The organism is Schaalia vaccimaxillae DSM 15804 (assembly GCF_000420425.1).
Taxonomy (GTDB): Bacteria; Actinomycetota; Actinomycetes; order Actinomycetales; family Actinomycetaceae; genus Pauljensenia; species Pauljensenia vaccimaxillae.
On record NZ_ATUX01000010.1, the window covers coordinates 108,308 to 133,362 of the forward strand.

The 25,055-nt window shown below is 58.5% G+C and carries 25 protein-coding genes; 8 read left to right on the forward strand and 17 right to left on the reverse strand.

Annotated features, from left to right (window positions below; all coding sequences use genetic code 11):
* Nucleotides 1-319 precede the first annotated feature (319 nt).
* Nucleotides 320-982, reverse strand: a complete 663-nt coding sequence (locus tag G439_RS11815) for a hypothetical protein (RefSeq protein ID WP_022868911.1) — start codon at nt 980-982, stop codon at nt 320-322.
* Between the two features lie 145 nt (nt 983-1,127).
* Here G439_RS11815 and G439_RS0109300 point away from each other — a divergent pair, with 145 nt between their 5' ends.
* The gene (locus G439_RS0109300; RefSeq protein ID WP_026459583.1) at nt 1,128-1,649 is read left to right on the forward strand and encodes a peptidylprolyl isomerase; all 522 of its coding nucleotides are present in this window, start codon (nt 1,128-1,130) and stop codon (nt 1,647-1,649) included.
* Nucleotides 1,650-1,777: 128 nt separating this feature from the next.
* Nucleotides 1,778-2,683 carry a rhomboid family intramembrane serine protease gene (locus G439_RS0109305; RefSeq protein WP_026459584.1) on the forward strand — a complete coding sequence of 302 codons (906 nt, stop codon included), beginning with the start codon at nt 1,778-1,780 and terminating at the stop codon, nt 2,681-2,683.
* 310 nt (nt 2,684-2,993) lie between these two features.
* On the opposite strand, the gene G439_RS0109310 is transcribed toward G439_RS0109305, so the two are convergent.
* Nucleotides 2,994-3,257, reverse strand: coding sequence for a cell division protein CrgA (locus G439_RS0109310; RefSeq protein WP_022868913.1), 264 nt, complete (start codon nt 3,255-3,257; stop codon nt 2,994-2,996).
* Nucleotides 3,258-3,403: 146 nt separating this feature from the next.
* Between G439_RS0109310 and G439_RS0109315 the strand changes: the two genes are divergently transcribed.
* The 4 genes from G439_RS0109315 (at nt 3,404) to G439_RS0109330 (ending at nt 5,930) form a co-directional block, all read left to right on the forward strand.
* Nucleotides 3,404-4,204 carry a DUF881 domain-containing protein gene (locus G439_RS0109315; RefSeq protein WP_022868914.1) on the forward strand — a complete coding sequence of 267 codons (801 nt, stop codon included), beginning with the start codon at nt 3,404-3,406 and terminating at the stop codon, nt 4,202-4,204.
* Complete coding sequence (locus G439_RS0109320) at nt 4,197-4,964, forward strand: class E sortase (protein WP_022868915.1); 768 nt, start codon at nt 4,197-4,199, stop codon at nt 4,962-4,964. Before G439_RS0109315 ends, G439_RS0109320 begins: the two co-directional genes overlap by 8 nt.
* Nucleotides 4,965-4,980: 16 nt before the next feature.
* Nucleotides 4,981-5,154: a hypothetical protein gene (locus tag G439_RS12650; RefSeq protein WP_022868916.1), complete on the forward strand. Its 174-nt coding sequence runs from the start codon at nt 4,981-4,983 to the stop codon at nt 5,152-5,154.
* A 134-nt stretch (nt 5,155-5,288) separates the two neighbouring features.
* The gene (locus tag G439_RS0109330) at nt 5,289-5,930 is read left to right on the forward strand and encodes an aminodeoxychorismate/anthranilate synthase component II (protein ID WP_022868917.1); all 642 of its coding nucleotides are present in this window, start codon (nt 5,289-5,291) and stop codon (nt 5,928-5,930) included.
* Between the two features lie 98 nt (nt 5,931-6,028).
* On the opposite strand, the gene pknB is transcribed toward G439_RS0109330, so the two are convergent.
* The 10 genes from pknB to G439_RS11820 form a co-directional block, all read right to left on the reverse strand.
* The gene (gene pknB / locus G439_RS0109335) at nt 6,029-8,005 is read right to left on the reverse strand and encodes a Stk1 family PASTA domain-containing Ser/Thr kinase (RefSeq protein WP_022868918.1); all 1,977 of its coding nucleotides are present in this window, start codon (nt 8,003-8,005) and stop codon (nt 6,029-6,031) included.
* Complete coding sequence (locus G439_RS0109340; protein ID WP_040434984.1) at nt 7,978-9,594, reverse strand: serine/threonine-protein kinase; 1,617 nt, start codon at nt 9,592-9,594, stop codon at nt 7,978-7,980. Before G439_RS0109340 ends, pknB begins: the two co-directional genes overlap by 28 nt.
* A gap of 14 nt (nt 9,595-9,608) precedes the next feature.
* On the reverse strand, nt 9,609-11,063 hold the full coding sequence (locus G439_RS0109345; protein WP_022868920.1) for a peptidoglycan D,D-transpeptidase FtsI family protein: 1,455 nt from the start codon (nt 11,061-11,063) through the stop codon (nt 9,609-9,611).
* Complete coding sequence (locus G439_RS0109350) at nt 11,060-12,457, reverse strand: FtsW/RodA/SpoVE family cell cycle protein (protein ID WP_022868921.1); 1,398 nt, start codon at nt 12,455-12,457, stop codon at nt 11,060-11,062. The genes G439_RS0109345 and G439_RS0109350 overlap by 4 nt, the downstream gene beginning before the upstream one ends.
* Complete coding sequence (locus G439_RS0109355) at nt 12,457-13,806, reverse strand: PP2C family protein-serine/threonine phosphatase (protein ID WP_022868922.1); 1,350 nt, start codon at nt 13,804-13,806, stop codon at nt 12,457-12,459. The genes G439_RS0109350 and G439_RS0109355 overlap by 1 nt, the downstream gene beginning before the upstream one ends.
* A 1-nt stretch (nt 13,807) precedes the next feature.
* The gene (locus G439_RS0109360; RefSeq protein ID WP_022868923.1) at nt 13,808-14,308 is read right to left on the reverse strand and encodes an FHA domain-containing protein FhaB/FipA; all 501 of its coding nucleotides are present in this window, start codon (nt 14,306-14,308) and stop codon (nt 13,808-13,810) included.
* Nucleotides 14,305-15,009, reverse strand: a complete 705-nt coding sequence (locus G439_RS0109365) for an FhaA domain-containing protein (RefSeq protein ID WP_022868924.1) — start codon at nt 15,007-15,009, stop codon at nt 14,305-14,307. Before G439_RS0109365 ends, G439_RS0109360 begins: the two co-directional genes overlap by 4 nt.
* 251 nt (nt 15,010-15,260) lie before the next feature.
* A complete protein-coding gene (gene nrdF, locus G439_RS0109370; protein WP_022868925.1) occupies nt 15,261-16,223 on the reverse strand; it encodes a class 1b ribonucleoside-diphosphate reductase subunit beta in 963 nt (320 codons plus the stop codon).
* Between the two features lie 146 nt (nt 16,224-16,369).
* Complete coding sequence (locus tag G439_RS0109375; protein WP_022868926.1) at nt 16,370-17,278, reverse strand: hypothetical protein; 909 nt, start codon at nt 17,276-17,278, stop codon at nt 16,370-16,372.
* A 127-nt stretch (nt 17,279-17,405) separates the two neighbouring features.
* The gene (locus tag G439_RS11820; RefSeq protein WP_022868927.1) at nt 17,406-18,038 is read right to left on the reverse strand and encodes a hypothetical protein; all 633 of its coding nucleotides are present in this window, start codon (nt 18,036-18,038) and stop codon (nt 17,406-17,408) included.
* A 325-nt stretch (nt 18,039-18,363) separates the two neighbouring features.
* Here G439_RS11820 and G439_RS0109385 point away from each other — a divergent pair, with 325 nt between their 5' ends.
* Together G439_RS0109385 and G439_RS0109390 are read left to right on the forward strand one after the other, a co-directional pair.
* Nucleotides 18,364-19,317, forward strand: coding sequence for a hypothetical protein (locus tag G439_RS0109385; protein WP_131333615.1), 954 nt, complete (start codon nt 18,364-18,366; stop codon nt 19,315-19,317).
* Nucleotides 19,314-20,375, forward strand: a complete 1,062-nt coding sequence (locus G439_RS0109390) for a tetratricopeptide repeat protein (protein ID WP_022868929.1) — start codon at nt 19,314-19,316, stop codon at nt 20,373-20,375. Before G439_RS0109385 ends, G439_RS0109390 begins: the two co-directional genes overlap by 4 nt.
* A 27-nt stretch (nt 20,376-20,402) precedes the next feature.
* Here G439_RS0109390 and G439_RS0109395 read toward each other — a convergent pair whose 3' ends face one another.
* The 5 genes from G439_RS0109395 to G439_RS0109415 form a co-directional block, all read right to left on the reverse strand.
* Complete coding sequence (locus tag G439_RS0109395; protein WP_022868930.1) at nt 20,403-21,716, reverse strand: alpha/beta fold hydrolase; 1,314 nt, start codon at nt 21,714-21,716, stop codon at nt 20,403-20,405.
* A 293-nt stretch (nt 21,717-22,009) separates the two neighbouring features.
* The gene (locus G439_RS0109400; RefSeq protein WP_022868931.1) at nt 22,010-22,339 is read right to left on the reverse strand and encodes a branched-chain amino acid transporter permease; all 330 of its coding nucleotides are present in this window, start codon (nt 22,337-22,339) and stop codon (nt 22,010-22,012) included.
* Nucleotides 22,336-23,121, reverse strand: coding sequence for an AzlC family ABC transporter permease (locus G439_RS11825; RefSeq protein WP_022868932.1), 786 nt, complete (start codon nt 23,119-23,121; stop codon nt 22,336-22,338). Before G439_RS11825 ends, G439_RS0109400 begins: the two co-directional genes overlap by 4 nt.
* Nucleotides 23,122-23,258: 137 nt before the next feature.
* Nucleotides 23,259-23,975 (reverse strand): Ltp family lipoprotein, encoded by a 717-nt coding sequence (locus G439_RS0109410; RefSeq protein ID WP_165544538.1) that lies wholly within the window; start codon nt 23,973-23,975, stop codon nt 23,259-23,261.
* Nucleotides 23,976-24,080: 105 nt separating this feature from the next.
* Nucleotides 24,081-25,022, reverse strand: a complete 942-nt coding sequence (locus G439_RS0109415) for a ribonuclease H family protein (protein WP_022868934.1) — start codon at nt 25,020-25,022, stop codon at nt 24,081-24,083.
* Nucleotides 25,023-25,055 lie beyond the last annotated feature (33 nt).

The following is a 25,055-nucleotide window of genomic DNA, read 5'->3' on the forward strand; positions in this document are numbered from 1 at the left end:
GGTTCGAAAGCTGACGAGGCCTTTCCGCCACCGGCCCACCACGTTTGGGGCGAGCGGCCCATTGGCTCATCGAGATCCACCCTTCTGCACCGAAGTCCAGGCTTATACATCGATGCCGGTTCGTCTACGGACAGGCATCAACGAATAACGGTGGGTTTCGACGCACAACGGGGTGGGCTTGGACGTACAACGGTGCCCCGAGTGCTCGATGTCAACCGAGCGCTCAGGGCACCAGGGTCGTGAGAAACTCGAGGGGAACTCAGCGCCGCCACAAAAGCTGTGGTAAGCCTCTCAGAGTTCAGAGTTCAGAGTTCAGAGTTCAGGCCTTTTTGTCGTCCTCGACAGCCTCTTCAACGTCAGCGACGACCTCGTCAACCTTGTCCGCGACCTCATCCTCGATGGCCTCGGGCTCAACGGCGGGAACGAAAGAATCGGTTTCGAGGTCGGCCCAGTATTCTTCGGCCCACGGATCTTCGATTGGCTGGGAACGCTTCCACAGGACATAGCCGGTGCCGGCGACGGTGCCAACCAGAGCTGTCCATCCGATGGCGCGCAGGAAGCGGTGGTGCTTGGGCTTCTTGGTAGGTGTTGTCAGCGCTGTCACGGAAACCTCCGATGCCTTTCTAGCGCGCTCAGAAAGCGAACCCTTCTTTGACGTGAGTGCAGCCGAGCCCTCGGCCACAGCGCGGTTGACGCGCGGGAGGTAGTCGTCCACGACCTCGGAACGAGCCTTTTCGATAGCGGGGCGTGCGCGGTCAGCGGCGGCCTGCGCGCGGTCAGCGGCATTTTCTAGGACTGGCGTTGCGCGCTCAATGGCGTTCGCGAGGGCGGCCTGGGTGCGAGGAGCGGCCCAATCCACACCCTGTTCAGCCAGTTCAGTGGCCTTAACGGCTGCGCGACCAGCGTAAACGGCCGCGGTGTCGAGGAGCTGCTGTGCTTCGCTGCGCAGCTTGTCAGCGTCGAAATTCGGCTTGTTGGCCATGATGTCTCCGGATCTGGTCGGTTCGTAGCGCGAATGCGCCGATCACTCCAATTGTGCAACGAAATGGTGTGATCTGCAGCCCACAGATGTGGAATGACCCGTGGTCTCGGATGTCAGAACGCGGGTTTTCTGGGACGATGGGGGCATGAACGCAATTTTTCACACCTCCATGGGTGACATCACCGTTGAACTTTTCCCCAACCACGCTCCCAACACGGTCAATAACTTCGTGACCTTGGCTAAGGGCGAGCGCGAGTGGACTGACCCGACCACCGGCCAGAAGACCTCTCGTCCCCTATATGACGGCACCATCTTCCACCGCGTGATCTCCGGTTTCATGATCCAAGGTGGTGACCCGTTGGGCACCGGCACCGGCGGCCCCGGCTACCAGTTCAATGATGAGATCCACCCTGAGCTGACCTTCGATGAGCCCTACCTGCTGGCCATGGCTAACGCTGGTAAGCGCATGGGTAAGGGCACCAACGGCTCCCAGTTCTTCATCACAGTCGCCCCGACCCAGTGGCTGTTTGGCGCGCACACGATCTTCGGCAAGGTTGTCGACCAAGCTTCCAAGGACGTCGTTGACGCCATCGCTACCACGGCGACCGGCGCAAATGATCGTCCGGTTAGCGACGTTGTCATCGAGTCCATCGAGATTACCGACTGATTTTCTCTCTGACGAGGACGGGGGCGGGGCCGGGTGGCCTCGCCCCCGCTTTGCCGCTCGTGCTGCACGGCTTGCGTTGGGCGTGGGATGCTTGAACCCGAGCCCGCAAGAGCCTGGAAGGACACTCCATGAGCATGCCGACCTACGGGCAGTATCGGTCGAACCCGAATGCTGCCCCCGATTGCACCCGCCATCCGGGGGTGCGTTCGGTGGATTACTGCAAGCGTTGCAATCGTCCGATGTGTATTGAATGCATCGTGCCCACAGAGGTGCGTAACGTGTGCGTGGATTGTGCGTCGTCGACGCAGCGCGGTTTTAGGCGTTCGGGTCCTTTACGAGGACGAGGCCGAACCGTCGCAGGTATGAACCTGGGGGATTCGCCTGTTACCTACGGGATCATCATTGCGTGCGTTGCGTTGTTCATTGTTGGTTTTGTGTCTGACTCGGCTTATCGGGCGATGCTTTTTACTCCGGGGTTGGGCCTGACTCAGCCGTGGCGCTTCTTATCGACGGCGTTCTTACACTCGGGCACGTTCCACATCATGTTCAATATGTTGGCTTTGTTCTCTGTGGGACGCTCGATTGAGCAGGTGTTGGGTCATTGGCGATTTGGCGTACTTTATGCGCTGTCCGCGGTGGGTGGGTCTGCCGCGGTTCTGGCGTGGGGTTTGATTCAGCCGGAGTCGTTGAGCTACGGCACGGTTGGTGCTTCGGGCGCTGTCTTTGGCCTTTTTGCGTCGATCTTCATTTTGCAAAAGTTGGTGGGCGCCGATACCCGCACCATTCTTGTGCTGCTGGGAATTAACCTGGTCTATGGGTTCATTGGTTCGAATATTTCCTGGCAGGCTCATGTTGGCGGCATGATCACCGGTGCTGTGGTGACGTGGGTCTTGGTCAAGGTTGGGCGCCCTCGTGCCGGAGTGACGGCGAAGAAGCAGGGTCGGCAGTCGGTATTGGCTGCGGTCGCGATGTCGGTGGGCATGGTGGCTGCGATTGCATTGATTTATCGCGTGATTTTTGAGGTTCTTTACTGAGCGAGATCGGGAACTTCTAACGGCCAGTATCTTTCGGGATGCTGGCCGTTCTTCTTTTGATGCTTCGGTGTGGAGTTTGAGCGCAGCTTTTCGAGTTCTACGGTTTCTTAAAACTTTATATATTTGCCTTGGTCGCATCTGAATCACATTGATGTAATTATCCACAGGGTCATCCACATGTGTGAATACAGTCAGCCCCGGCTGTGCACAGCAAATGTTGCGCGCAGTCGGGGCTGGAAAGTTATGCGTTTCTGGTTGTGCGGCGTCTAGAGCAGGCTAGTGCCTGAAAGTGCTGCACAAAGCGGATGCCTCAACGCCACCTGAGGGTCATGAGGAATCCAGACATCATGATGCCCAGGCCGATCACCAGGTTCCACCAGGAGATTCCTGGAATGGGATACATGCCCGACGAGATGTAGTAGACCATCAGCCATAGCAGGCCCAGGATCAGCAATGATACGAATGCTGGAGCCCACCAACGGGGGCTCAAAGGGATCCCATCGGTCCACATTTGGATCTCGGTATCTTCCGAGACCTCCTTGCCGTTCTTCTTACGCTTCTTAGACTCTGGCACGTTGCGTCCTCTTCCTGCGGGGCACACTTTCCTGCGGGCATACAGCGGAACACTCGTCCCGCAGGTGTACCGATCAGACGGCACGTCCCATAGCCTAGTCTCGGACCCGACTCCAGCAAACCCAAGACACGAAGGGAGAGGCAAACATGGCTGACGAATATTCTGCTGACACCATGCCGCCCTCCTTTGAGCCTCCTAAACGCTCGTCACTACATGCTTCCGACAAGCTTTCAGCAAAGCCGAGGCGTGCGATCCGAAGATGGTTGCGAAAAGGATTCTCGATTGTTGTTGTCACGGTCGCTTCCGGATTGCTCTTTTCTATTTCCTCCCAGGTTAACCGCGATAGCCGGGCACGCGCCGATGTTGATCTGGTGACCTTAGTTCAGCAACGCCAGAACGAGGTCGACGACCTGTCTCGGCAAACGGCGCAACTCAAGAATCAGGTTGATAGCTACGCCTCATCCACCCCTATCGAAGTGCTTAAGACCGTCCCAGCCTTATCTACTCGACCCGTGTCTGGCCCGGGAGTAGTCATCACATTGACGGATGCTCCGACCGACGTTATTCCCGAGGGTGCGTCCCCCAATGACTTGGTCATCCACCAGCAGGACATCGAGGACGTGATGAATGCTCTGTGGGACGGCGGGGCCGAAGCCATGACGGTGCAGGGGGTCCGCGTGACCAGCCGGACGGTGATCCGATGTATCGGCAATGTCATCCTGGTTGACGGCACCTCCTTTTCGCCGCCATATGTGATTGAAGCGATTGGCGATCCACAGACTTTGGAAGAGACAGTCGCCGCTAATCCGCGTATCGTCAATTACCGGACCTATGTGACACTTTATGGTCTGGGATGGCGCATGGAGTTGAAAGATTCCTTGAATCTCCCTCCTGCCCAGCAGGATATGACGTTCCAATACGCACAGGTGGTGAATAACGATGGGTGAGCACGTCGGCGCGCATTCACGCCCTCGTAGGCGTGCACGCTCAGTTTTCTCAAGCATCGTTGGGGTGATTGGAGAACTCCTCATTACCGCGGCGATCGTTGTTGGTTTGTTCTCGGTTTGGCAGCTGTACTGGACCACCTATCAGGTCCAGGATCAGGTCAAGCACACTATCCAGACTTTTGCCGAGGAACATGCTCCTGCCGTTAATGATCGTTTAGGCGAGGTGCGCACCGATGCGCCCCCAGAGTTGGCAACCCAGCCGGCAGATGGTGAGGTTTACGGTCTCTTACATATTCCTTCCTGGGACTGGATGAAGACTCCTCTTGCTCAGGGCACGACCTCGTACGTTTTGGACCAGGGGTGGGCCGGTCACTACAACGACACCGCCCAGCCTGGCCAGGTCGGTAATTTCTCGGTTGCCGGCCACCGACGCACTTACGGAAATAATTTCCGGCAGATCGATAAGTTGGGCGAAGGTTCGAAGGTGGTTGTCGAGGTCGCAGACTCTTACATTGTCTACACCTACGACTCTCATGAGATCGTGTCAGCATACGACCCGGAGAATATCCGCGTGATTGCGCCGGTGATCGGGGATCTGAGTTTTTCGCAGGCGCCCACCGAACGGATGATGACGATGACGACCTGTAATCCTGAATACGGAAACTATGAACGCTACATTGTCCACTTAAAGTTTGAGTCGTGGACCCCCAAGAGCACGGGTCTTCCTGCTGAATTGCTTGACGAGCCCACCGATAGCTGAGGACGAGGAACCACACATGTACGCATGGATTTTCCGCCACCTTCCCGGACCCACGTGGCTGAAGGTCATTGAGGCACTCATCCTGATTGCGCTGATAGTGGCTGCGCTTTTCACATGGGTTTATCCATGGGCCCAGGAGTTCTTTGGGTTGAGCGATGCCTCTGTTGGCGAGACGCTACCTCAGTCGTAGTCCCACAGTCCCCGCGAGGGACGCCCAAAAGTCTCGCGAGGGACGCCCAAGTTTCGCCAAGCCCCTGATTCTGATTCACTGAGGGCACAAGCCAAATGATTTTCTATCATGCCTAATAACCCGGAAGAGGCCTCATGACACGCATCCTGTGCGTCGACAACTACGACTCCTTCGTCTGGACGATCGTGGGATACCTGCGACACCTGGGCTCTCACGTGGACGTTGTTCGCAACGATGCTGTTGAACCCCTCTGGTACGAGGACGATACCTATGACGGCGTCCTCATTTCGCCTGGCCCTGGCGATCCCAAGAGCGCCGGCGCCTCCCTGCAAACTATTCAGGACTGCGCCGACCACAACATCCCCATGCTCGGTGTGTGCCTGGGCCACCAAGCCCTTGGTGAACTCTTCGGCGCAACTGTTGGCCACGCCCCAGAACTCATGCACGGCAAAACCTCAGTTATAACTCATGACGCAACCGGTGTTTTCGCAGGATGCCCGCAGCCTCTGACGGTCACTCGCTACCACTCCCTGGCGATCGACCCATCAACTATGCCCGAATGCCTTGACGTTACGGCCCAAACTGATTCCGGCATCATTATGGGAGTGCGGCACCGCAGTCTGCCCCTCGAGGGCGTCCAATTCCACCCCGAATCCGTGATGACCGAGTCCGGTCACAAAATGTTCGCGAATTGGTTGACGGTCTGCGGTGACGACGAGGCCGCCGACCGTGCACGCAACCTCAAACCCGTTGTCGCCGCCAGGTCGCAGCTCTGACCATAAACCGGCAAACAGGGGCGCTGGCTAACCTCTTTCAGCTAAAACTGTGGGGGCCAGGATCCATCAGGATCCTGGCCCCCACAGTGTGAAAACGCCTAGTTCTGATTGCCCGAATCAGTACCGGAATCAGGCTTTGGAGTTTCCTGCGAGGTGGGCCCTGTCGAGATATTGACCTTGACATTGGACCCCTGTGCTACGCGAGTGCCCACACCCGGGTCCACCGACACAATGGCTCCCTTCGTTGCCGTGTCAGTCACCGAATTCATCACCGGTCGCAGACCTGCCTCGGACAAAGCTGTCACATACTGGTCCTGAGATAGACCCGCGTAGTCGGGGACAGCGACCAAACCGGTAGAGACCACCAGGCTAATCTCGTCACCCTTCGAAGCATCCGAACCAACCGCCGGATTTGTTGAAATAACCAGGCCTTCCTTCACGGAAGCCGAGTCCTCTAGGTCAATGGTTCCCACGCTCAGCCCTTTTGCAGCCAAAGCCTCGCGTGCTTGGTCCTGTGTCATCCCCGACAGGTCAGGAACCTGGACCGTGTTGGACCCCGATGACACGTAACCTGTCACGGTTGAACCGGTCTTGACCTTAGATCCACCCGAAGGATTGATCTGTGCGATCTTGCCCTTCTCAACGTCCTCTGACGCCACTTCTTCACTGGCGACCTCCCACACCAAGCCCAGCGCCTCGACCGCTTTCTTTGCCTCCTCAGGCGACATACCGACCAGGTTGGTTGGCAACACCACCGACTCGGGCCCAGAAGACAGGTATGCGGTCACAGTTGAACCGACCTCGACGGTAGCTCCGGAAGCAGGATCAGTCTTGGCCACCGAGCCTTCGGCAACATCCTCGGATGGTACTGGATCGTCGGCCACCGCCCACACGAGGCCAGCTCCTTCAATGGCGCTCTTAGCTTCCGCCTGCGTCATGCCGACTAGCCCTGCGGGCACGGCCACAGTTTCCTTTTCGGGCTCCGTGTTGGACAGACCCCACCAGACCAAACCGATGATGGCCAGGGCCGCAATCACCAAGCCAATGATGATCCCGATGCGGTTCTTGCGCGGCTCTTCCTCGTCCTCGTATTCATCGACAGCAGTATTAGTGGTCGAGGGCGAAGCCACGGTTGTTGTACGAGCCAGCGGCATGGTGGCAGTCGTCTGCCCACTCGCCGAGGCCCACACGGTAGTTTCGGGGGCGTTGACGTTGCCGCCGCGCGCCGCCCGCATGAGGTCAGCGAGCATCGTCGAGGCCGATGCATACCGGTTCTCACGTTCCTTAGCCAGCGCCTTCATGACGACCCGGTCGAGGGCTTCAGGGATATCGGGCGTGACCGACGAAGGAACGGGCGGCAGCTGCTGAACATGCTGGTAGGCCACCGCAACCGCAGAATCACCCGTGAACGGGGGACGCCCAGTGAGTAGCTCGAAGAGGACCACGCCGGTGGAGTAGATGTCAGAACGCGCATCAACCTGCTCACCGCGAGCCTGTTCCGGTGACAGATACTGCGCCGTGCCCACCACGGCGTTCGTCTGAGTCATGGTCGCTTGGGAATCAGTCATCGCGCGGGCGATACCGAAGTCCATGACCTTGACCTTGCCGTCATTGGTCAACATGATGTTGCCGGGCTTAATGTCGCGGTGCACCAGATTCGCAGCGTGCGAATACTGGATCGCCGACAGGACCCCGGAAACGATCTCCACGGCCTCGTCGATGGGCACCGGCGTACCGTCGGAAATCAACTCCTTAACGGTGTGCCCCTCGACGTACTCCATGACGATGTAGGGCACCGAGACTGCGCGGCCGTCACTGCCCGTGGTCATCTCTTCGCCCGTGTCGTACACGGCCACGATATTGGGGTGGTTCAACGAGGCTGCCGACTGTGCTTCTCGCCGGAAGCGCGCCTGGAAAATGGAGTCCTGAGCCAGGTCGGTTCGCAGCATCTTGATGGCGACGATCCTGGACAGTCGGGCGTCGAAGCCCAGGTGGACCTCTGCCATTCCTCCTCGGCCGATGAGCGACCGGATTTCGTAGCGGCCAGCTAGACGGCGGGCCATGGACTCTGCCATGTCCAAACCTCCTCGGTGGTGGGGATTCCTCGGGCACTGGTTCCGAGTGAACCGGAAAAATTGGCGATCATCAAGACTGTTAGTCCAATGACCACGGCGACGATCACCAGGGCGATCATCCAAATCAAGGCCTGCTGGTACTTGGGCGCAGCAGGGGCAACCTGAGACCTGTTGTATTTCGTGGTCGCAGGTGGGCGTGAGGGGCTACGACGCTGCGTGGGCGCCTCGGATACGGGTGTCCAACGAGGACGAGCCGCCCGGGTGATGCCTTGCGTTGTGCGGGCGCGCGCCGTACTCGTAGGGGATGCACTGGCGCGGGTCGGACTCTTTGTTGCCGTGGGTGCTTCTATGTTTGTTCGCACAGCAGCCTCACCTTGAGCCGCCGCCTGACGTGCGGCGGCTACTTGACGTGCAGACCTTGCTTCACTTTCGGCCGCTGCCTTGGCAGCGGCTTGCCGCGCCTCGGCCTCTTTCGCCACAGCTTCGCGATCGGCTGCTTCGCGGGCTGCTTGGCGCTCGCGGAGCCTGCGGGCCAGTGCAGCGCGGGGGCTCTCAGCGACCGCATTGTCTGGCGCTGGCGTGGAAGCAGCGCCTGGTTCCTGCGTGGAAGCAGCGCCTGAGCCTGTACCAGATTCCGAGGATGCAACCGGAGGCTGCGGGGAGTCACTCGACTGGCCCTTTGACGACACGACCGGTTGATCTGCCGTTGGGGACGGAGTCGGCGCCACGCCCTCGGGAAGAGGCAAAGGTTGCGGGAGAACGGGCAAACGCAATTGCTTAGCCACCGCATTAAATTCGCGCACAGCAGCCGTGCCGGACTCAGGGCGCTTGGCCGGATCCTTTTCCAACAGATGCAAAATCGCGTCGGCTAGAGGTTGGGGCACGTCAGCAGGTAACGGAGGAACCGCGTCATTGACGTGCGAAAAAGCAATATCGACCTGAGTGTCACCGGTGAAGGGGCGACGCCCAGCCGCAGCCTCGTAAGCAATAACTCCGAGGGCGTAGAGGTCACCTGCCGAAGTCGCGGTCTCGCCCATCGCCTGCTCAGGGGGCAGATATTGAGCGGTGCCCATGACCATGCCGTCAGCTGTCAAGGACACCTGGTTCGAAGCACGAGAAATACCAAAGTCTGTTAGCTTCACCATGCCGTCGCCGCGCACCAAGATATTCGCAGGCTTAATGTCACGATGGACCACACCCGCCCCGGCGGCCGCTCCCAACGCCATCGCTACCTGAATGAGCAGAGGCACCAGGTATCTCGGTTCGATCCGTGAGCCGCCCTTGAGATAGTCCGTCAAAGGTCGGCCTTCCACCAATTCCATGATGATCCAGCCGCGGCCATCGTCCTCGCCAGAATCCTGAACATTGGCGATGTTGGGGTGCTGCACACTCATCGAGTTACGTGCTTCAAGTCGCAGTCGGGACAAGGACAGGGCCTCGCCGGATAACTCGGGACGCAAAACCTTAGCTGCGACGATCTGTCCGGAAACGCGGTCGCGAGCCTTCCACACTTCGCCCATCCCGCCCTGAGCGATGGGAGTAATGAGGGTGTAGCGTCCGCCTAGCAAGCGGCCCACCCCCGACGTCATTTTCTTCATATCCGTCACCACAGGCTCGCCTCCAGAAGAGCCCTCGCGATGGGGCCTGCCGTTGAACCTCCGTGAGGCGTGGGATCAGACTCGTCGCCTTCGACAATGACAGCAAAGGCGATTGTCGGATCGTCAGCGGGTGCAAAACCAACCGCCCATGCGTTTGCGCGCCCATCTACGCCAGTTTCTGCGGTGCCTGTTTTAGCGGCAACAGCCACCCCGTCGAGAGCCATCGAAGCTCCCGTGCCGTAGGGCTGAGAAACGACGGCTTTCATCATCTCAGTAATCTGGTTGGCAACCTCGGCGCTTACCGGTTCTCCAAGCTTTGCCGGCGACGTCGTGGACTGGACTTGCAGGTCTGCGTCGACAACCTCGTCGATGAGATACGGGGTCATCATTGTGCCGTCGTTAGCGATCGCCTGAGCAACCTGAGCCATCTGCAGGGGAGTGACCTGTACCGTGTACTGGCCGATTGACGACATCGCTAACTGGGCGGGATCCGTCTGGTCAGGGAACACTGATTCGGTGACTTTCAGTGGAATCTGGAGGGACTTACCGAAACCGAAACGCGTCGCAACATCGGCTAGATTCTCGTGGCTGAGCTTCTGGGAAGCGAGCACGAAAGTTGTATTGCACGACTGAGCAAAAGCTTCGGTCAGCGTGGGGGTGCCGTCGCCGCATTCACTCGATTCAATATTCGACACGGTCGTTTCTGTTCCGGGCAGCATCGTCGACACGGGCGACTCGAGTTCTGTGTCGGGTGTGGCCACACCCTGCTCAAGCATGGCAATCGTCGTCAGGATCTTGAAGGTGGATCCGGGTGCGTAACGATTGCCGGCGATCGCCCGATTTGTCAGCGGCTCATTCGGGTCAGCTAAGAGCGCCTTGTAAGACTCATTGACCGCGTTGGTATCGAAGACTGCCAGAGAGTTTGGGTCGTAGCTGGGTGAGGAATACATGGCCAGAACCGCTCCGGTTTTGGCGTCGAGGGCGACCACCGCTCCCTTGCGATTGCCGAGCTGCTGGGCGGCGACCTGCTGCAAGGCGGGGTCCAATGTGAGGAAGATGCCGCCACCTTGGCGGTTCTTGCCGGTGAAGATATTGCGTAGACGCTGCCCAATGAGCGCCTGGGATTCGCCGTCCAGAGTGGTTTCTGCAGCAGCTTCCAAACCGGTGGATTGCCACACTGCAGACGAAAAATACCCGGTGACGGTGGCGTACAGGGGACCTGCGGAATATGAACGCTGGTAACGCTGAGATCCCTCGATCTTCGTTGACGAGGCGATGGCAGTGCCTTCAACGATGATCGGTCCTCGGTCGGTTTCGGCCGCGTGCAGAATCGTTCTCTCGTTACGCGAATCAGCGTTGAGCGAGGGCGCCTGGATGAACTGGGTATTTGTCAGCCCAAGCCCCAGGAGGGTGAACATGACGAGGACGAGGATGAAGAGCTTACGGATCTGCTTGTTCACGAGGCGCCTCCCGTCACGACAGGCTCATGGACCCCAGAGTTCCACGGCGCAGGCGTGGCTGCGGGACGGCGGGCCGCATCAGAGACGCGGATCAGCAGGGCGATGGTCAGCCAGGACGACACCATAGATGAACCGCCGGCCGCTAGGAAGGGAGCGGTCAGGCCGGTGAGCGGGATGAGACGAGTGATGCCACCGAGTACGACGAAAAGCTGGATGGCCAGAGAGAAACTCAAGCCGGTGGCCAGGAGTTTGCCAAAGCCATCACGCACTGACAGGGCGGCGCGTAATCCTCTCTGAATGAGGATCAAATACAGAACGAGGATGGCCGCCATACCGACTAGACCGAGTTCCTCAGCCAAAGACGACAGGATGAAGTCAGAGTTTGCCAAAGGGACAAGCTGTGGATAACCTCGGCCCCAACCCGTTCCCATGAGGCCACCGGATGCTTGACCGAAGAGGCCTTGAACAACCTGGTAGGAACCGCCCGTAGCGTCGTAGACCTGGGGATCCAAAGCGTTGAGCCATACGGTGAATCGGCGCGCCACATGTGGGAACGCTTTGACGGCGACGAGTACCGCTGGCACGAACATGATGAAGCCAATGAGCAGCCACGACACTCGGTTTGTTGCCACATAGAGTGTGGCAACGAAGAGACCAAAGAAGAGAAGAGAGCTTCCCAAATCGCGCTGCATGACGAGGATCAAAATGCCGATCAGCCAGGTCACGAGGATCGGCCCAAGATCCCTGGCGCGAGGTAGTCGCAACCCCAGGATCTTCTTGCCGCCAATGGCCAGGTTGTCACGGTTGGTCACCAGGTAACCGGCGAAGAAAATAGCCAAAGTGATTTTGACGAGTTCACCGGGTTGGAAGCTCATTCCGCCTACGCGGATCCACACGCGCGCACCCATCGTTTCGTATCCCAGCCCGGGCACCATCGGTAGGAGCAACAAGATGAGGGAGATAAAACCGAAGGTGTAGGTGTAGCGGCGCAGTAATTTGTGGTCGCGCAGCAAGAAAAGCATCACCGCTGCCAACACAATCGCAATGCCTACGAAAAGCAACTGACGCATTCCTACGACCTGGTGATCCAGGCCCAGCGCCTTGTAGGACTGGTCGAGCCGATAAATCATGGCCAGCCCTAAGCCAGTTAAAGCCACGGCGATCGGCAGAATCACAGGGTCAGCGAAGGGAGCTAGGAAGTGGATTCCCACCTCGGCAACAATGGCGAGGCCAGCCAAGATCAGGATATGCAAGGCGAGGTTAGCGGGCGGTTCTCCCGTCCGGTTGATCGAAGTCAACACGTAGGCGCTCACGCCCACTGTGAGAGCCAGGAACAGCAGGAACATTTCGACCAATCGACGAGGCCGCGCAGGAGCAATAGAAACCGTTGCCATTAGCCGTTCCCCCCATCGTTGCTCGTTGAACCATTCGCCTCCGAAGAGGACTCGCTTGCTGACTGCGCTCCCGATTGGGAACTTGATCCGCCCCCCGATTGAGCACCCGACTGGGCGCCCTCGTCGCGAGCCTCGCCGTTGTGTTGATCGGCGATGTCGTCGCGCAACTGGTTAACGTAGGCGTCCACATCTTCTCGCGAAGAACGCACCACCGGTTCGGTCAGGCGCTGGCGATCAACTTGCGTTAAATCAGCCAAGGCCACGTCCGTGACCTCCACCGCATGGGAAAGTTCCCACGGGCCCAAAGTTTGAGGAATCCCCTGATAAATCACCACATAACCGTCTTTACCTAAGACGTAGAACTGCGTTTGGCTCCATGCCCAGGACAGCCAGCCCGCACCCACAAGGAAAGCCGCTACGAGCAGCATAAAGACAGGAGTCCACCATCGAGTGCGAGGCGGGCGCGCATCCTCGTCCTCGTCATCAAGATCAACAGAAGGACGCTTCTTACTCAACGCAGCTGCCTTCGCCGCAGCGCCCTCGCCACCGCGTGACGCCGCATTACGGTCAATCGCCGCTGCGCCGACAATCTGCGGAGGTACGGGCGGGAAAGAACCGGACGGAACGATGTCGGACACGACGCAGGTGATGTTGTCGGGACCGCCAGCAAGCAGCGCCAAGCGGATCAATTCTTCGGCGCACTCGCCCGGATCCTCAATGGTTGCCATCATCTGGCCAATGGTCTCGGGCGACACCACGCCCGAAAGTCCGTCGGAACACAGGAGCCAACGGTCGCCGATCACGGCCTCGCGGATCGTCTCATCGGGAGCAACGTCAGCCTCAGAATCCCCCAGGATCTTCAAAACCACATTGCGATTGGGGTGGTGCTCGGCTTCTTCCTGCGTGATCTGGCCAGTATCGACCAGGAACTGGACGTAAGAATGGTCGGTGGTCACCTGGGTCAGGGTTTCGCCGCGCAACATGTAGGCGCGTGAATCGCCGATATGAACCATGGCCAGGCGGTTACCGGATCGCATGATGGCAATGCAGGTGGTTCCCAGCCCCTCCAAGTCGCGGTCGCGCGAGGAACGATCTGACAATTCGTCGTGAGCGTCCATGAGGGCTTTGCGCAGCAGAGGCAGCATCGAGTCGGCAGGGTGGGAATCCGTATCCAGTGGCACCAGGTGGGCTAAAGCCACTGAGGATGCGATGTCTCCGCCGGCAGGTCCTCCCATTCCGTCCGCGAGGACAAGCAGGTTTGCTCCGGCGTAGCCTGAGTCCTGGTTGTTAGAGCGGACCAGGCCGACGTCGGAGCGCGCGGCTGAGTGGAACTCTGCGGGTTCGGCCATATCATTTCACCAATTCGAGGGTGGTCTGGCCGATTCGGATGACGTCACCCGCCTTGAGGAGTCGAGGCTCTAGGAGTCGCTCGTCATCAACATAGGTTCCGTTGCGAGACGACAAGTCTTCAATCCACCAACCGTCAGGCTGGGGGGTGAGAGCGGCATGGCGGCTGGAGGCGTACTCGTCTTCGAGAACGAGGGTGCATGCGGGGGAGCGCCCAATGAGGACGGGAGCTGACCCGAGCGGCAACACTGTTCCCACGAGAGGGCCGCCGGTCAGCAGCAGATTGTGCGGAGCATCAACGGTTGTGCCCTTGCTCTTAGCGGCTTTGCGGTCACGTCGGTTCTCGCGGCGGCGTTCGTCGGCGTCGCGGCGCCCTTTACCCCTGGGGGTGACAACGGTGCCGAAAATATCGCGGCGAAGCGTGTTAACAGCCCCCAGGACGAGCAACCACAGCAGGACCAGGAAGCCGATCCTGAAGAGGGTGAAGGCGAGATCAGAAGTCATCGGGCCTCGCTGTCATCTGGATGGGTCCAGAAAAGGATCCTGGTTCGGCCAATGACGATTTGGTTGCCATCAAGCAGGGTTGCTGCGTCAATCTTGTGGCCTTCGACGAAGGTGCCATTGGTGGAGCCCAAGTCTGTGGCAATCACGCCGGTCGGGGTGATGCGGATTTCGAGGTGGCGGCGTGAGACGCCAGAGTCGGCCACAACAATGTCGGCTTCTGAGCCTCGACCAATGACAGTAACGGGTTCGGTGAGCAACCACTTTTCGCCGTCGACGTCGACGATGGGATGCTCTGGGGAGGCTGATGAAGCGGTGGCTGGTGCTGCTGCGCCTCGCTTATTGGTGGCTTCAACGCGCAGGGTTCCGGTCATTTCGTCGGTGTCTTCAATGAAGTCCACACTGATAGGGCCAAGCAGCGCGTAACCGTGGGATGCGGCGTGTTCGGTGGCTTGCTGGCTAAATTCGTCGGAGAGGATGGCCAGGTCTGCGTCGAGTGCGTCCAGGTCAGCTTTGGAGGCGTGGACAGTGAAGTGGTTTGCAGCAATGACACGATCCGCGGAGACTTCTCGAACGGAATCTTCCATAGAGCGACGGATTGCAGATGTGACATCTACGGGTTTGATCCCCGACCGGAATACGCGTGAGAAGGCGCCGTTGACGCCACGCTCGACGGCATTCTCGAAGCGGTCGAAGATGCTCATATTGTCTCCTTGGTTCCTGGTGGGCTGCCGTTGAAGGCACACCCGATCAGGGACAGTCTAACCGTCAAGGTGACATCGAGGGATTCTCAGTATGGTCTAACCGGTGATTGAGACCGAGCAATCACTTCACTACTCGCTCCGCCGAGAGCAGACCTTATGCGCAAAATTAGCCGTTTTGTGGCCCAAAAACGACCATAAGGTCTGCTCTCGACGAAGATGGGAAGGCTGGAGGTAGGCAGGTGAGGGGTTGGTTAGAAGTCCCAGTCCTCGTCCTCGGTGTCGACAATCTCGCCAATGACGTAGGAGGATCCCGAACCCGAGAAGAAGTCGTGATTCTCGTCAGCATTGGGCGAAAGGGCCGCCAAAATCGCCGGATTCACATTTGTCTCATCCCCGGGGAACAGCGCGTCATAACCCAGATTCATCAACGCCTTATTCGCGTTATACCGCAAGAACTTCTTGACATCCTCAGTCAGCCCCAGCGGATCGTAGAGATCCTCGGTGTACTGCTCCTCATTCTCGTAAAGCTCGTACAGCAGCGAATAGGTGTAATCGCGCAACTCATCTTGGCGCTCAGCCGACGATTCAGCGACAGCCAGCTGGTACTTATAACCGATGTAATAGCCGTGCACCGCCTCGTCACGAATGATCAAACGAATCAGGTCTGCAGTGTTCGTCAGCTTCGCATGGCTCGACCAATACATCGGCGCATAAAAGCCCGAGTAGAATAGGAAAGACTCCAGCATCGTCGAAGCAACCTTGCGCTTCTCCGCGTCCTTCCCGTCGTAATAGCCCTTAATAATCTCCGCCTTCTTCTGAAGGTTCGGATTCTCACGCGACCAACGGAAAGACTCGTTAATCTCCTCCGTTGACAGCAGCGTCGAAAAGATCGACGAGTATGACTTAGCGTGCACCGACTCCATGAACGCAATATTGGTCAACACCGCCTCCTCGTGAGGAGTGCGAGCATCCGGCAACAGCGACACAGCACCCACTGTGCCCTGCAAGGTATCCAACAGAGTCAGGCCAGTGAAGACGCGATTCGTCATGACCTTTTCTTCATCGGTCAACGTCTTCCACGAAGGAATGTCATTCGACAGCGGAATCTTTTCAGGGAGCCAGAAATTACCGGTCAGGCGATCCCAGACCTCGAGGTCCTTATCGTCCTCGATCTTGTTCCAGTTGATGGCCTCGAAGACTGGCTCGATGCTCAACGCGTCCTCCTGAAAAGTAGTAGCCGCCGACAGGCGGATTGACGACAAGCCTACCCGCTCCCTCCAGGCTTCGGACAGAGGGACGAGGACGCCGCCGCGTAGCGGCGGTCAATCGGCTCTGCTGAGCACCGGCCGCGCCTAAATTCCTAGCCGACTCCGACCTCGTCAAGCAGTTCTCGCGCAAAGTCTTGGTCCGCTTGTGATGCCGTGTCAGAGACGGCGACTTTTCCGTCCGCGCACCTGTAAGAGGCCTTCCTCTGTCGAGCCTCCGCTGGTGTCAAGTCCAATTTTCTCCACGTACAGGGAGGGAAAATTTCGAAGGTTGTAGAGGCTAAAGCCGTGGAAAGTTTGGTATTCCCAGCGGACACTAAGCCAGAAATGCGCACGTCGTAACCATCCTCATCCTCGGGCAGGATACTCGTTGCTGATACACCAAGGAAGGGATATTCATCGGCCAGCGAGTCCGCCGAAACCCTCTGAGTGAATGTATCAATCGCCTCCGTAGGAAGCACCGTTGACGTCGAGGGAGATGCGGTAACCTCCCATCCTCGCAAAATGAGATCCTGGTAAACGGTAATAGTCGCATCGGGTGGTAACTGGCTTATGAGATCGGCCGGCAAGCTATCAGCACTGCCAAAATCAATATGAATAGAATCTTTGCCAAGCCTGACCGATTTACCGCGCGGCATGAGCGCATGCGTCTGCTTCAACGCAGTGACGAGCTGGCGAGTCTGCTCCTCCTTGCTGGCGGTCATACTCTCGTCTTCGTCCGCGTTCAGCGCATACGACATCGACAGTTCAACCCCCTGCCAGGTCCATGTCAGGTTAAGCGGCACCTGTGTGGCTGCGCTCGAATCAGGATCGAAATCGAAACGTTCGTCCAGAGCATCATCAACCTGCGTCAGGGTATTGATGATCCGCTCGGGTTCAATGTCGGGAAAGAGCGTAGCTTCGCCGAAGATAAACTGTCCCTGCTTGACATTCGCCTCGGCGCGCAAGTGGATGGTGTCGACAATGCCCGACTCCTTGAGCAAATCCCCAGCAGTGCGAGTCACATCGCGTGAATCTCCAGACACGCAGAAAGGACGAGGGCGAGGCTAGTCAGTGCAGCGACGGCAGTTCTCTTAGCGATCCTCCCAGCTGATGGTTGCCTGGACTGGGACCCGTGAGCACCCGTAGTTTTCACAGCTGCGCCGAATCTGCGCGCACAGCGTCGGTCGCCTGCGAATCTGTGTCCGGACAGGGGGCGTCGGCCTCGTCCTTCTCGAGGAGCAGCATCGACGCTTCCAAGACCGCCGTGATACCGGCCAGCACAAGCCCCTGGCGCAGATGGGCAAAACGAGCGCCCGCGTGGCGGCGACGCTCCCCACGCCGGAAAATTGCCTTCTCTGCGGAGACGGTTGCGATGACTGCAGCCGAGGCGACCGCACCCAAAATCGCCAATTCTTTCGGATCGGCCTCGGTCACGCCCTCGAGAGGATCCTCCTGCGGAGAAACCGGCTCAGAACCTGGAGCAAAACCCGTGTCATCTGCCTGCGGGCAATCATGTTCGGCGAGTAGGGCCTGGACCTCGCGGTACGACTCTGTTTCTTCGAATTGGTTGGCAATGGCCCAGCCGATGGCACCCACGAGCCCCGCTTTGAAGAAGGTACGCAGACCTCGCGATCGGATGACGTCGGGCATGGCGTACCAGGTGAGTACTGCGGCTGTGTTGACTGCCGCGGCGCGCAATGCACGAGGCCTTTGCGTCGACAGATTCTTGAAGGTCTCCAGGGCGCGCGTAGCGTTTGTGGTCAGCTGATCCGTGTTAATCATCAGTCCTCCAAGATCCGCGATGAACGTGTCGTGGGTGAGGAGACCAGACTATCGGGGATAACCTCCGTCTGGATAGGGAAGGGGGGACCCTGTTTTCGGATATTCGAGGCCTCCGCCCGTACGATGGGGCGGGCGCCGTTTCACGTGGGCCGCTGAGTCCGTTGAAGACGGGCGAATAGGTAGGGAGAAAACGATGACGGTGTACCAGATGCATCGGCACCCCATTCAGCGTGCGATGAGAATCCACGTGGGTATCAATATCTGCGTTGCGTTGTACCTGGTGTGGGTCGCCGTCATGTACGCGATGGCTGTCGGAGCGGACGGAATGGATGCCGCAGCAGCTGGAATGGTTTTGATCTTCGTTGTGCTTCTGCCTGCTCCGTTCATTCTGTTAGTTCCCGCCCTGATCATCTTCCTGGTGGAGTTGCAGGCAGCGCGCACTGTGCTGGCCCCCGGATTCTCATCAGTGTGGAGTGCGCTGTCGCAATCGGAGGTAAACCAGTTCACTGAAAATGGTGACGATGCCCCATTTCTGCTGATCCGGTCAAAAAGCAGGATGTTGACCTGGGCTGCAGGCGTGCAGTTAGCGTCGGCAGTTATTGGAGCTGTGGGCATTTATCTTTCGATGGCAGCCAATTCGGAAGTCCTACTGATCCCTGCTTTTCTGGTGCTGCTCGTCGGTTCTGTTAGCGCAGTTATCGTCGGATTCATCGCCGCGATGCGTCAACTTCCCCAGGATTATGTCCCCGTATCTGGGTCGGAGGAGGGTCAAGAAAATCCGATTCTGATGGTTGAAACTCCGTTGCGTATCTATTCAACACTGAAGTGGGGCCGCATATTCGCTGTTGTCACTGCGGTGTTGCAGGTGATCGGTGTTGTTATCGGTTTTTCCCTCTTTGCATTTGGGGCAAGCCTGGTTAACTACTGGGACGTCACCTCTGTGTTGATTAATGTCTTGATTTTTTCTACGCGGATTAGTTGCGTCACGGCGATCATCTGCTTGGTGATGTATCTGATTGCGCGTCACAGAATGTCCATGCCGTTGGCGGATGTTCAGGTGGTCGGTATGCGGCAACTGAATCAAGTGACGTGGATGTCCATTATTGGTGTTGTTCTGACCTCTGTGGATGCCGGTTATCGGCTGATCGACAGCTACGAGCACATTTCTGCGATTCCGTTCCTCGGTTTGATCCTGAACTATGCCACGCCTGTGCTGTGGATTGCGATTACTTTTATTGCAATGCGTCTCAAGCCTTTGAAGAAAACAGTTCTCTCGTGACCAATGAACAGATATTTGCCCAGGCTGTAGCCCTTTTGCGGGCCGAACAGCCCGGGCAAGTGCTGGCCATCCTCGAAAATCTGGCCCGCGACAACGGCACCGAAACCCGGTGGCGTGCCCACATGCTGTCTGCCGCCGCCCACATGCAAGCCCGCGATTTCGCGCGCGCCGAAGAATCTGCTCGCGCAGCCCTGGCCTTTACCCCTGACAACTGTGATGTTCTGCAAACGTTGGGCGCTGCGCAGGACGCCGGCGGGCGCACTGCCGAAGCAATCGAAACTTATGAGCGCGCCGTGGCCACAGGTGCAGCCCCGGCCTCGATCTTCATCAGCCTGGCCTTCGCATATGCGCAGAAAAACCAAACAAAACTAGCAGTGCAAGCGGCCGCCCGTGCGCTGGAATTGGTGCCTCAAGATGCGCGCGCTCACGCCGCGATGGGGCGGGCGTTGCATGACACCAAGCCGCGGGAAGCCGCTCGCCACTATCAGCAGGCGCTGGCCCTGGATCCCTCAGATGAGACGGCGCGCGAACTATTAGCCGATGTTTCCTACGACGCGGAAGGGTTTCGCGCGGGGCTGAAGCAGTCGATGGATCTGCTGGTGCAAGACCCGACACGCACGGCGGCCCACCGCATGATGATTGGGCAGATACTGCAGCGCGCGTCCGTGGGTGTAGCCGGTGTTGCCGCGATCTGTTTGCGGCTGATTGGGCCGATGAGTCGCGGGGAAGCCGCCGTGGTGCTAGGCGCGGTGGGTGCGATTGTGCTGCTGCTGGCGTGTTGGGCAGTGTGGGAGCGGCGCCGTATTCGCCAGATTCTGGGGGCTTATTCGGACACTGTGCTGAAGGAGGCGTTCACGTCTCATCCGCTGACGTTGATCGGCGGGATCGTTGAAATCGCTGCGGTGGTTGTCATGCCGGTGGGTGCGTATGTGACTGCAACTGATCCTTCAGGTGCGGTAGCGCGGTTTGTGGATTGGTGGGCGGTGCCGCTGGTGGCTGGTGTGGTCTGCTGGTGGGTTGGTGCCTACAGGACACTGCGGCGCGCCCGGGGCCGATAAGCATTCTCGGCGGGTAGGTACGCGGGGTCAGTCGTGAAGCATGTCGATCAGATGGCCAACCACCTGACCTGACGAGGCGCGTAACCCATCGTGCTGATACTCATTCGTGATCCACGTCTTTGTACCTCGGACTGCCGAGGCCGTCCGCAAAGACAGCTCACGCGGAACAAACATATCGTCGTAATACACGGCCGCCACCACCGGCACCTCATTAGCTGCGAGAACCTCAGGGGCGTAAACTGCAGGCCAATCTGTGCGAGCAGCCAAAATGTCGGCCACTCCCGCCAACGGCGCAGTGGTCACGTCCTCGTCAAAAATGCGGCGCATCATATGCTCGCCCGTCAGATAGTACGGCTCCGACCAATCCAGCGGATCCGCATCCTTGGCGAAACCAGGGTGCTGTTCAGCAAGACGATCAGCCGACCAATTCGTTGCAGTCCCTGAAATATCCGGGGTTGCGCAGGCGTAGATCGCTTCTTGCAACACCCCGTACATCGGCGGCATTGCGACCTCGGTCGCAACATCAGCCAAGAACTCTTCAGAAAGACGACGCTCGCCGCGCACGTGAACCCAGGGGCCCTCCAACATGAAATGCAGTATGTCCGTGCGAGTCTGAGTGCCCAGCCCCATACCAATCATGCGCAGGCGCTCCGTTGATAGGCGCTCTCCGGTGGGCAAGAACTCTTCCGTATCGCGCAGGTGAGCTGCGACCTCACGGATGGTGCGCTCATCATCAGGGTGACGCTCAAAATATGCGCGATTGCGTGCTGCGGTCAACGGATACGTCAGGTTGTAAATCTCGTCGACGTGGCCCAGGGATGCTAGGCCGCCGGTAATAAGCGAAGCCTCGACGCCCTCGGGGGCCAAAGATAGATAGGAGAGCGTGATAAAACCGCCGAAGCTCTGCCCAAGAGTTGTCCACTTCTTCCCGCCCGTGATCTCAGCGCGCAAAGCCTCCGCGTCAAACACAATCTGATCCTGGCGGAACAGCATCAGCCAGTCGGCCCGAGCCTGGTCATCGGCAAGGTTTTCAAGCCAGCGCGCATCCATGCGCGTCGACTGGCCGGTGCCGCGCTGATCCATTAAAACGACTCGATAATCCTCCAGGGCCCGACCGATCCAGCCGTCACGGAAATCCCCTTGGCGCGGCGACTTCCCGCCAGGCCCACCCTGCAGGAACACCATGTGAGGGAGGTCTTCGCCGCCAGGGCGAACAACTTCACGGGCAAAAATCTCGATAGTTGGGTCGTCGGGGCCCGTGGGGCGCCGGTGGTCGACCGGGACGTCCATGCGATGTTCGTGAACCGTGCAGGAATGCTGGATGTAGGTCTTGGTGCGCATGGCATCCAGGGTAGCGCCGCCAGCTTGGAACCGATCTACACCCCCGACATCGGCCAGTGCTCATGACATCCGGGGTAGCGCCGTGGGCGTGCGTCCGCGTGGTTGTTGGTCCCTGTGGCTGTCGGCCCCTCACCCTGCCGGCTCTGGCGAGCTACCCGCAAAAACAGACACAGTCGTCGGCTGGATCAGAAAGTGTCGGCGCAGAGTTCAGGTATTTTCGCAGGTCAGAGCGGTGCAGTCGAGAGGGTGGCGAGCAGTGCAGGTGCGACTGTGTCTAATTCTGCGGGTGCACCTCAGACCAATGTCAACAGCCCGACATAACAAACGGTTCCCACAGCAATCGACAGGATCAAACGGCGACCAAATAACAGGTGAGTGGCCGCGGTGACGGCGCTCGCAACAATTGCAATCCACCAGTCGGGACTGGACTGGTCGATAGCGTCACGCATAGTTGCCATCACCAAAATCACCATGATGCCCGCAGGCATCCACACAGCCATGTTGCGCACGAAGTCCGACTCGCGCAGCGGTTCGAGAATCTTGAAGGGAATGGCGCGCAAAGCAAAGTCGATGATGAAAACAATCGCCAAGATTGCCAGCAAATAGCCCAACGTTAGACTCATAGTGAATCCTCCCGTGGGGGCGATGAGTCGTTTCCGTGGTGACTCACCGAAGCGAGCTCCCCACCTTGCCAGCGGCGCCACAGTGAATGGCGGATCACCAGCATGCCAACGAAAATCAATAGTCCCGCTAAAAGAGCCTGGTCAGGCAGCAGCCAGAAAGCAATGAGATACGCGGCCGCTCCCATGACAACTGACGGCACGCGATCCAACGTCCTGGCCGCGTCCAGAGCCAAAGTAATGAACATAGCGCAAAGAGCGAAGTCCAAGCCGGCGATTGGCTCGGGGATCAGTGAACCTGCCGCGACTCCAATAATCCCGGAGATAACCCACGTTGCCTGAAAAGTCACCTGCATGGATAACAGGCGGGGCTTGTTCCAACCATCCGGCCTTGCCGCTGTTAAGGCGAAAGCCTCGTCCACCAACGCGTACATGGAATAGAGGCGGGCTAGGCGCCCTTCAACAACGTGCAGCGGGAACGAGAAAGCGTAGAAGACGTGACGGAAGTTCACTAGCAGCATCGTTACCGCGATGGTCGCGAGCGCAGAGTTTTGGGCAGCCATCGCAACCACCAGTAGCTCCGCCGATCCAGAGTATGCGGCCATTGATAAAGCTGGTGCCATCCACCACGGCAGCCCCAACTGTGCGACCAACAACCCGTATGCGATTCCCAACGGAATGTAGCCTGCGGCTGCGGGCAGGGTCATTGTGAAGCCGGTGAAAATTTCCTGGCGGATAGAGTTTGCCGGCGTTGGCTGGTTGGCAGTTGCCGGTGGAAAACTCATGCGTTCAATTGTGCTTGGAGGATCGAGGGCGAGCCTCGACCGGTCGGAGCGTGGACTTTCGCAATGTCAAGGGGTACTGAGGGGTACCCGAATAGTGCGAATGCCTTAGGACGTGACATCGCGATCGGTTGAAGCCCTTACTTTTCGATGTGCTCGATGGCGTAGAGTGCCTCTTCTTCGGTGAAAGCCAAACCATACTCGTTTGTCAAAGCATCGAGAAGCTGCTGATCGTTGTAAGTGCTGGGATCGCTGTCATATAGGAGTTGCCCCATCTTGAGAGCATTCGTGCTCCAATTAACATCCAAGGAATCGACAGCTTTCTCAGCTATCTCTTCCGTGAAAGGTTCACTGGGGTCGGTAGTTAATAGGTCTATGACAAGGCGTCGTGAGTAAGCGCCCTCGTAAGCGTAGAACTCGGCTCTCGTGATGGCAGCGGCCAAATCCGTGCTGGCTTCACTAGTTCCCGCAGCTTCATTAGCGTCACTAGAACTCGAAAAGGTCTTGAAATGGTCGTCGCTGAAAATAGAGGTGACAGTAAAACCAATGCTGACGACCGCGAAGATTGCGACCAGGATGGCGGTAACAATCCAAATAATTACGGCGGTTGAGATTTTCTGGCCTTCGGGTGGGCGGGCGTAAGAGGGGCGGCCTTGAGCCACCTGAGCTTGAGCTACCTCAGTCTGTGGTGCCAGACCACAGGGGTGACTGCCGTGAGCCTGACCGGCGTAGTCTTGCTGGTTGACTCCATCGGGCTGCCAGGACGCATCCTGTGCCGACAGCATTGGAGTGTTTGGCTGCTCTCCGTTTGGTAGATTCTCATCGCTGCTATGGGGAGAGAACGGATTTGTAGGCATCAAAGCTCCAATGGAAGGCCTGCTGGACCACGTCATTCTTGCACGCGACGCTTAACGCCGACAGGATGAAAAACACCGCGAATGGACGAAGCGCTCGCCAAACCACTACTGGATCGGTGTGGATTGGTGATGCAGCAGACGCAAGGACGCGCCCTCGCCCTCGTCCATGATCCACAGACTGGATTCGAGGGCGGCCCCGCCCTCCCAGCGGATCCGATAGCGCACTAACCATGCGGCGAGTCCCGCGGTGACAACGTCGATTCGTCCAACTTTTAAGTCTGTTGGAGAGGGCCCGGCTACACCCGATGTTGTATGCCCGTCCGGCCAGATGCGCGTGGCCTGCGGTGCTTCTAATGACTCGAGGGCGGCAGTGTTGCCATGTGCCCAAGCCATAATGAAAGACTTTTGAGCCTCCAACACCGCCCGATGATCTGGCTGTTCGGGTGAATTCGATGGTGGAGGTGACTGAGAATTTGGCGCTCCATCGGTCTTTGCGGATGCTCTAGGGTCCTTTGCTGGGGCTCCGCGGTCCTTCGCGGATACTCCATCGGTCTTTGCGGTTATTTGCGATGACTCGCCGCCAAATCCCGGGCCTCGTTCTGGGGTGCGACCGGCCTGATATTCCTCGGCGCAGCCGCGGGCAAAGTCGTCAGCCAGCTCATTCATGGTGTGTCCGGCGTGGCCCTTGACCCACTCGAAAGTCACACGGCGTCCCTCAATGACTCGGTCGATTTCTTGAATGAGTTCGAGATTCTTAATCGGCTTTTTGTCAGCCTTAGTCCACCCGCGCTTCTTCCAGCCCAAACGCCACTTCGAGATCACATTGATCGCGTACTGAGAGTCGGCCAGGATGTGCAGCTCTTCGTCGGCCAGGCCCGCGGCCTGGGTTGCCTTGAGTAGTTCGAGCACGGCGGTGAGTTCGCCCAGGTTATTGGTACCTTCGGGCCAGCCGCCGGCATCCCAGCAGTTGCGATCAACCACCCACGCCCAGCCAGCGGGGCCGGGATTACCCAGGGAGGAACCGTCAACAGCCGCAGTAATCGTCATGTGAACAATGGTAGTTGGTGCGTCCGGCCCAAT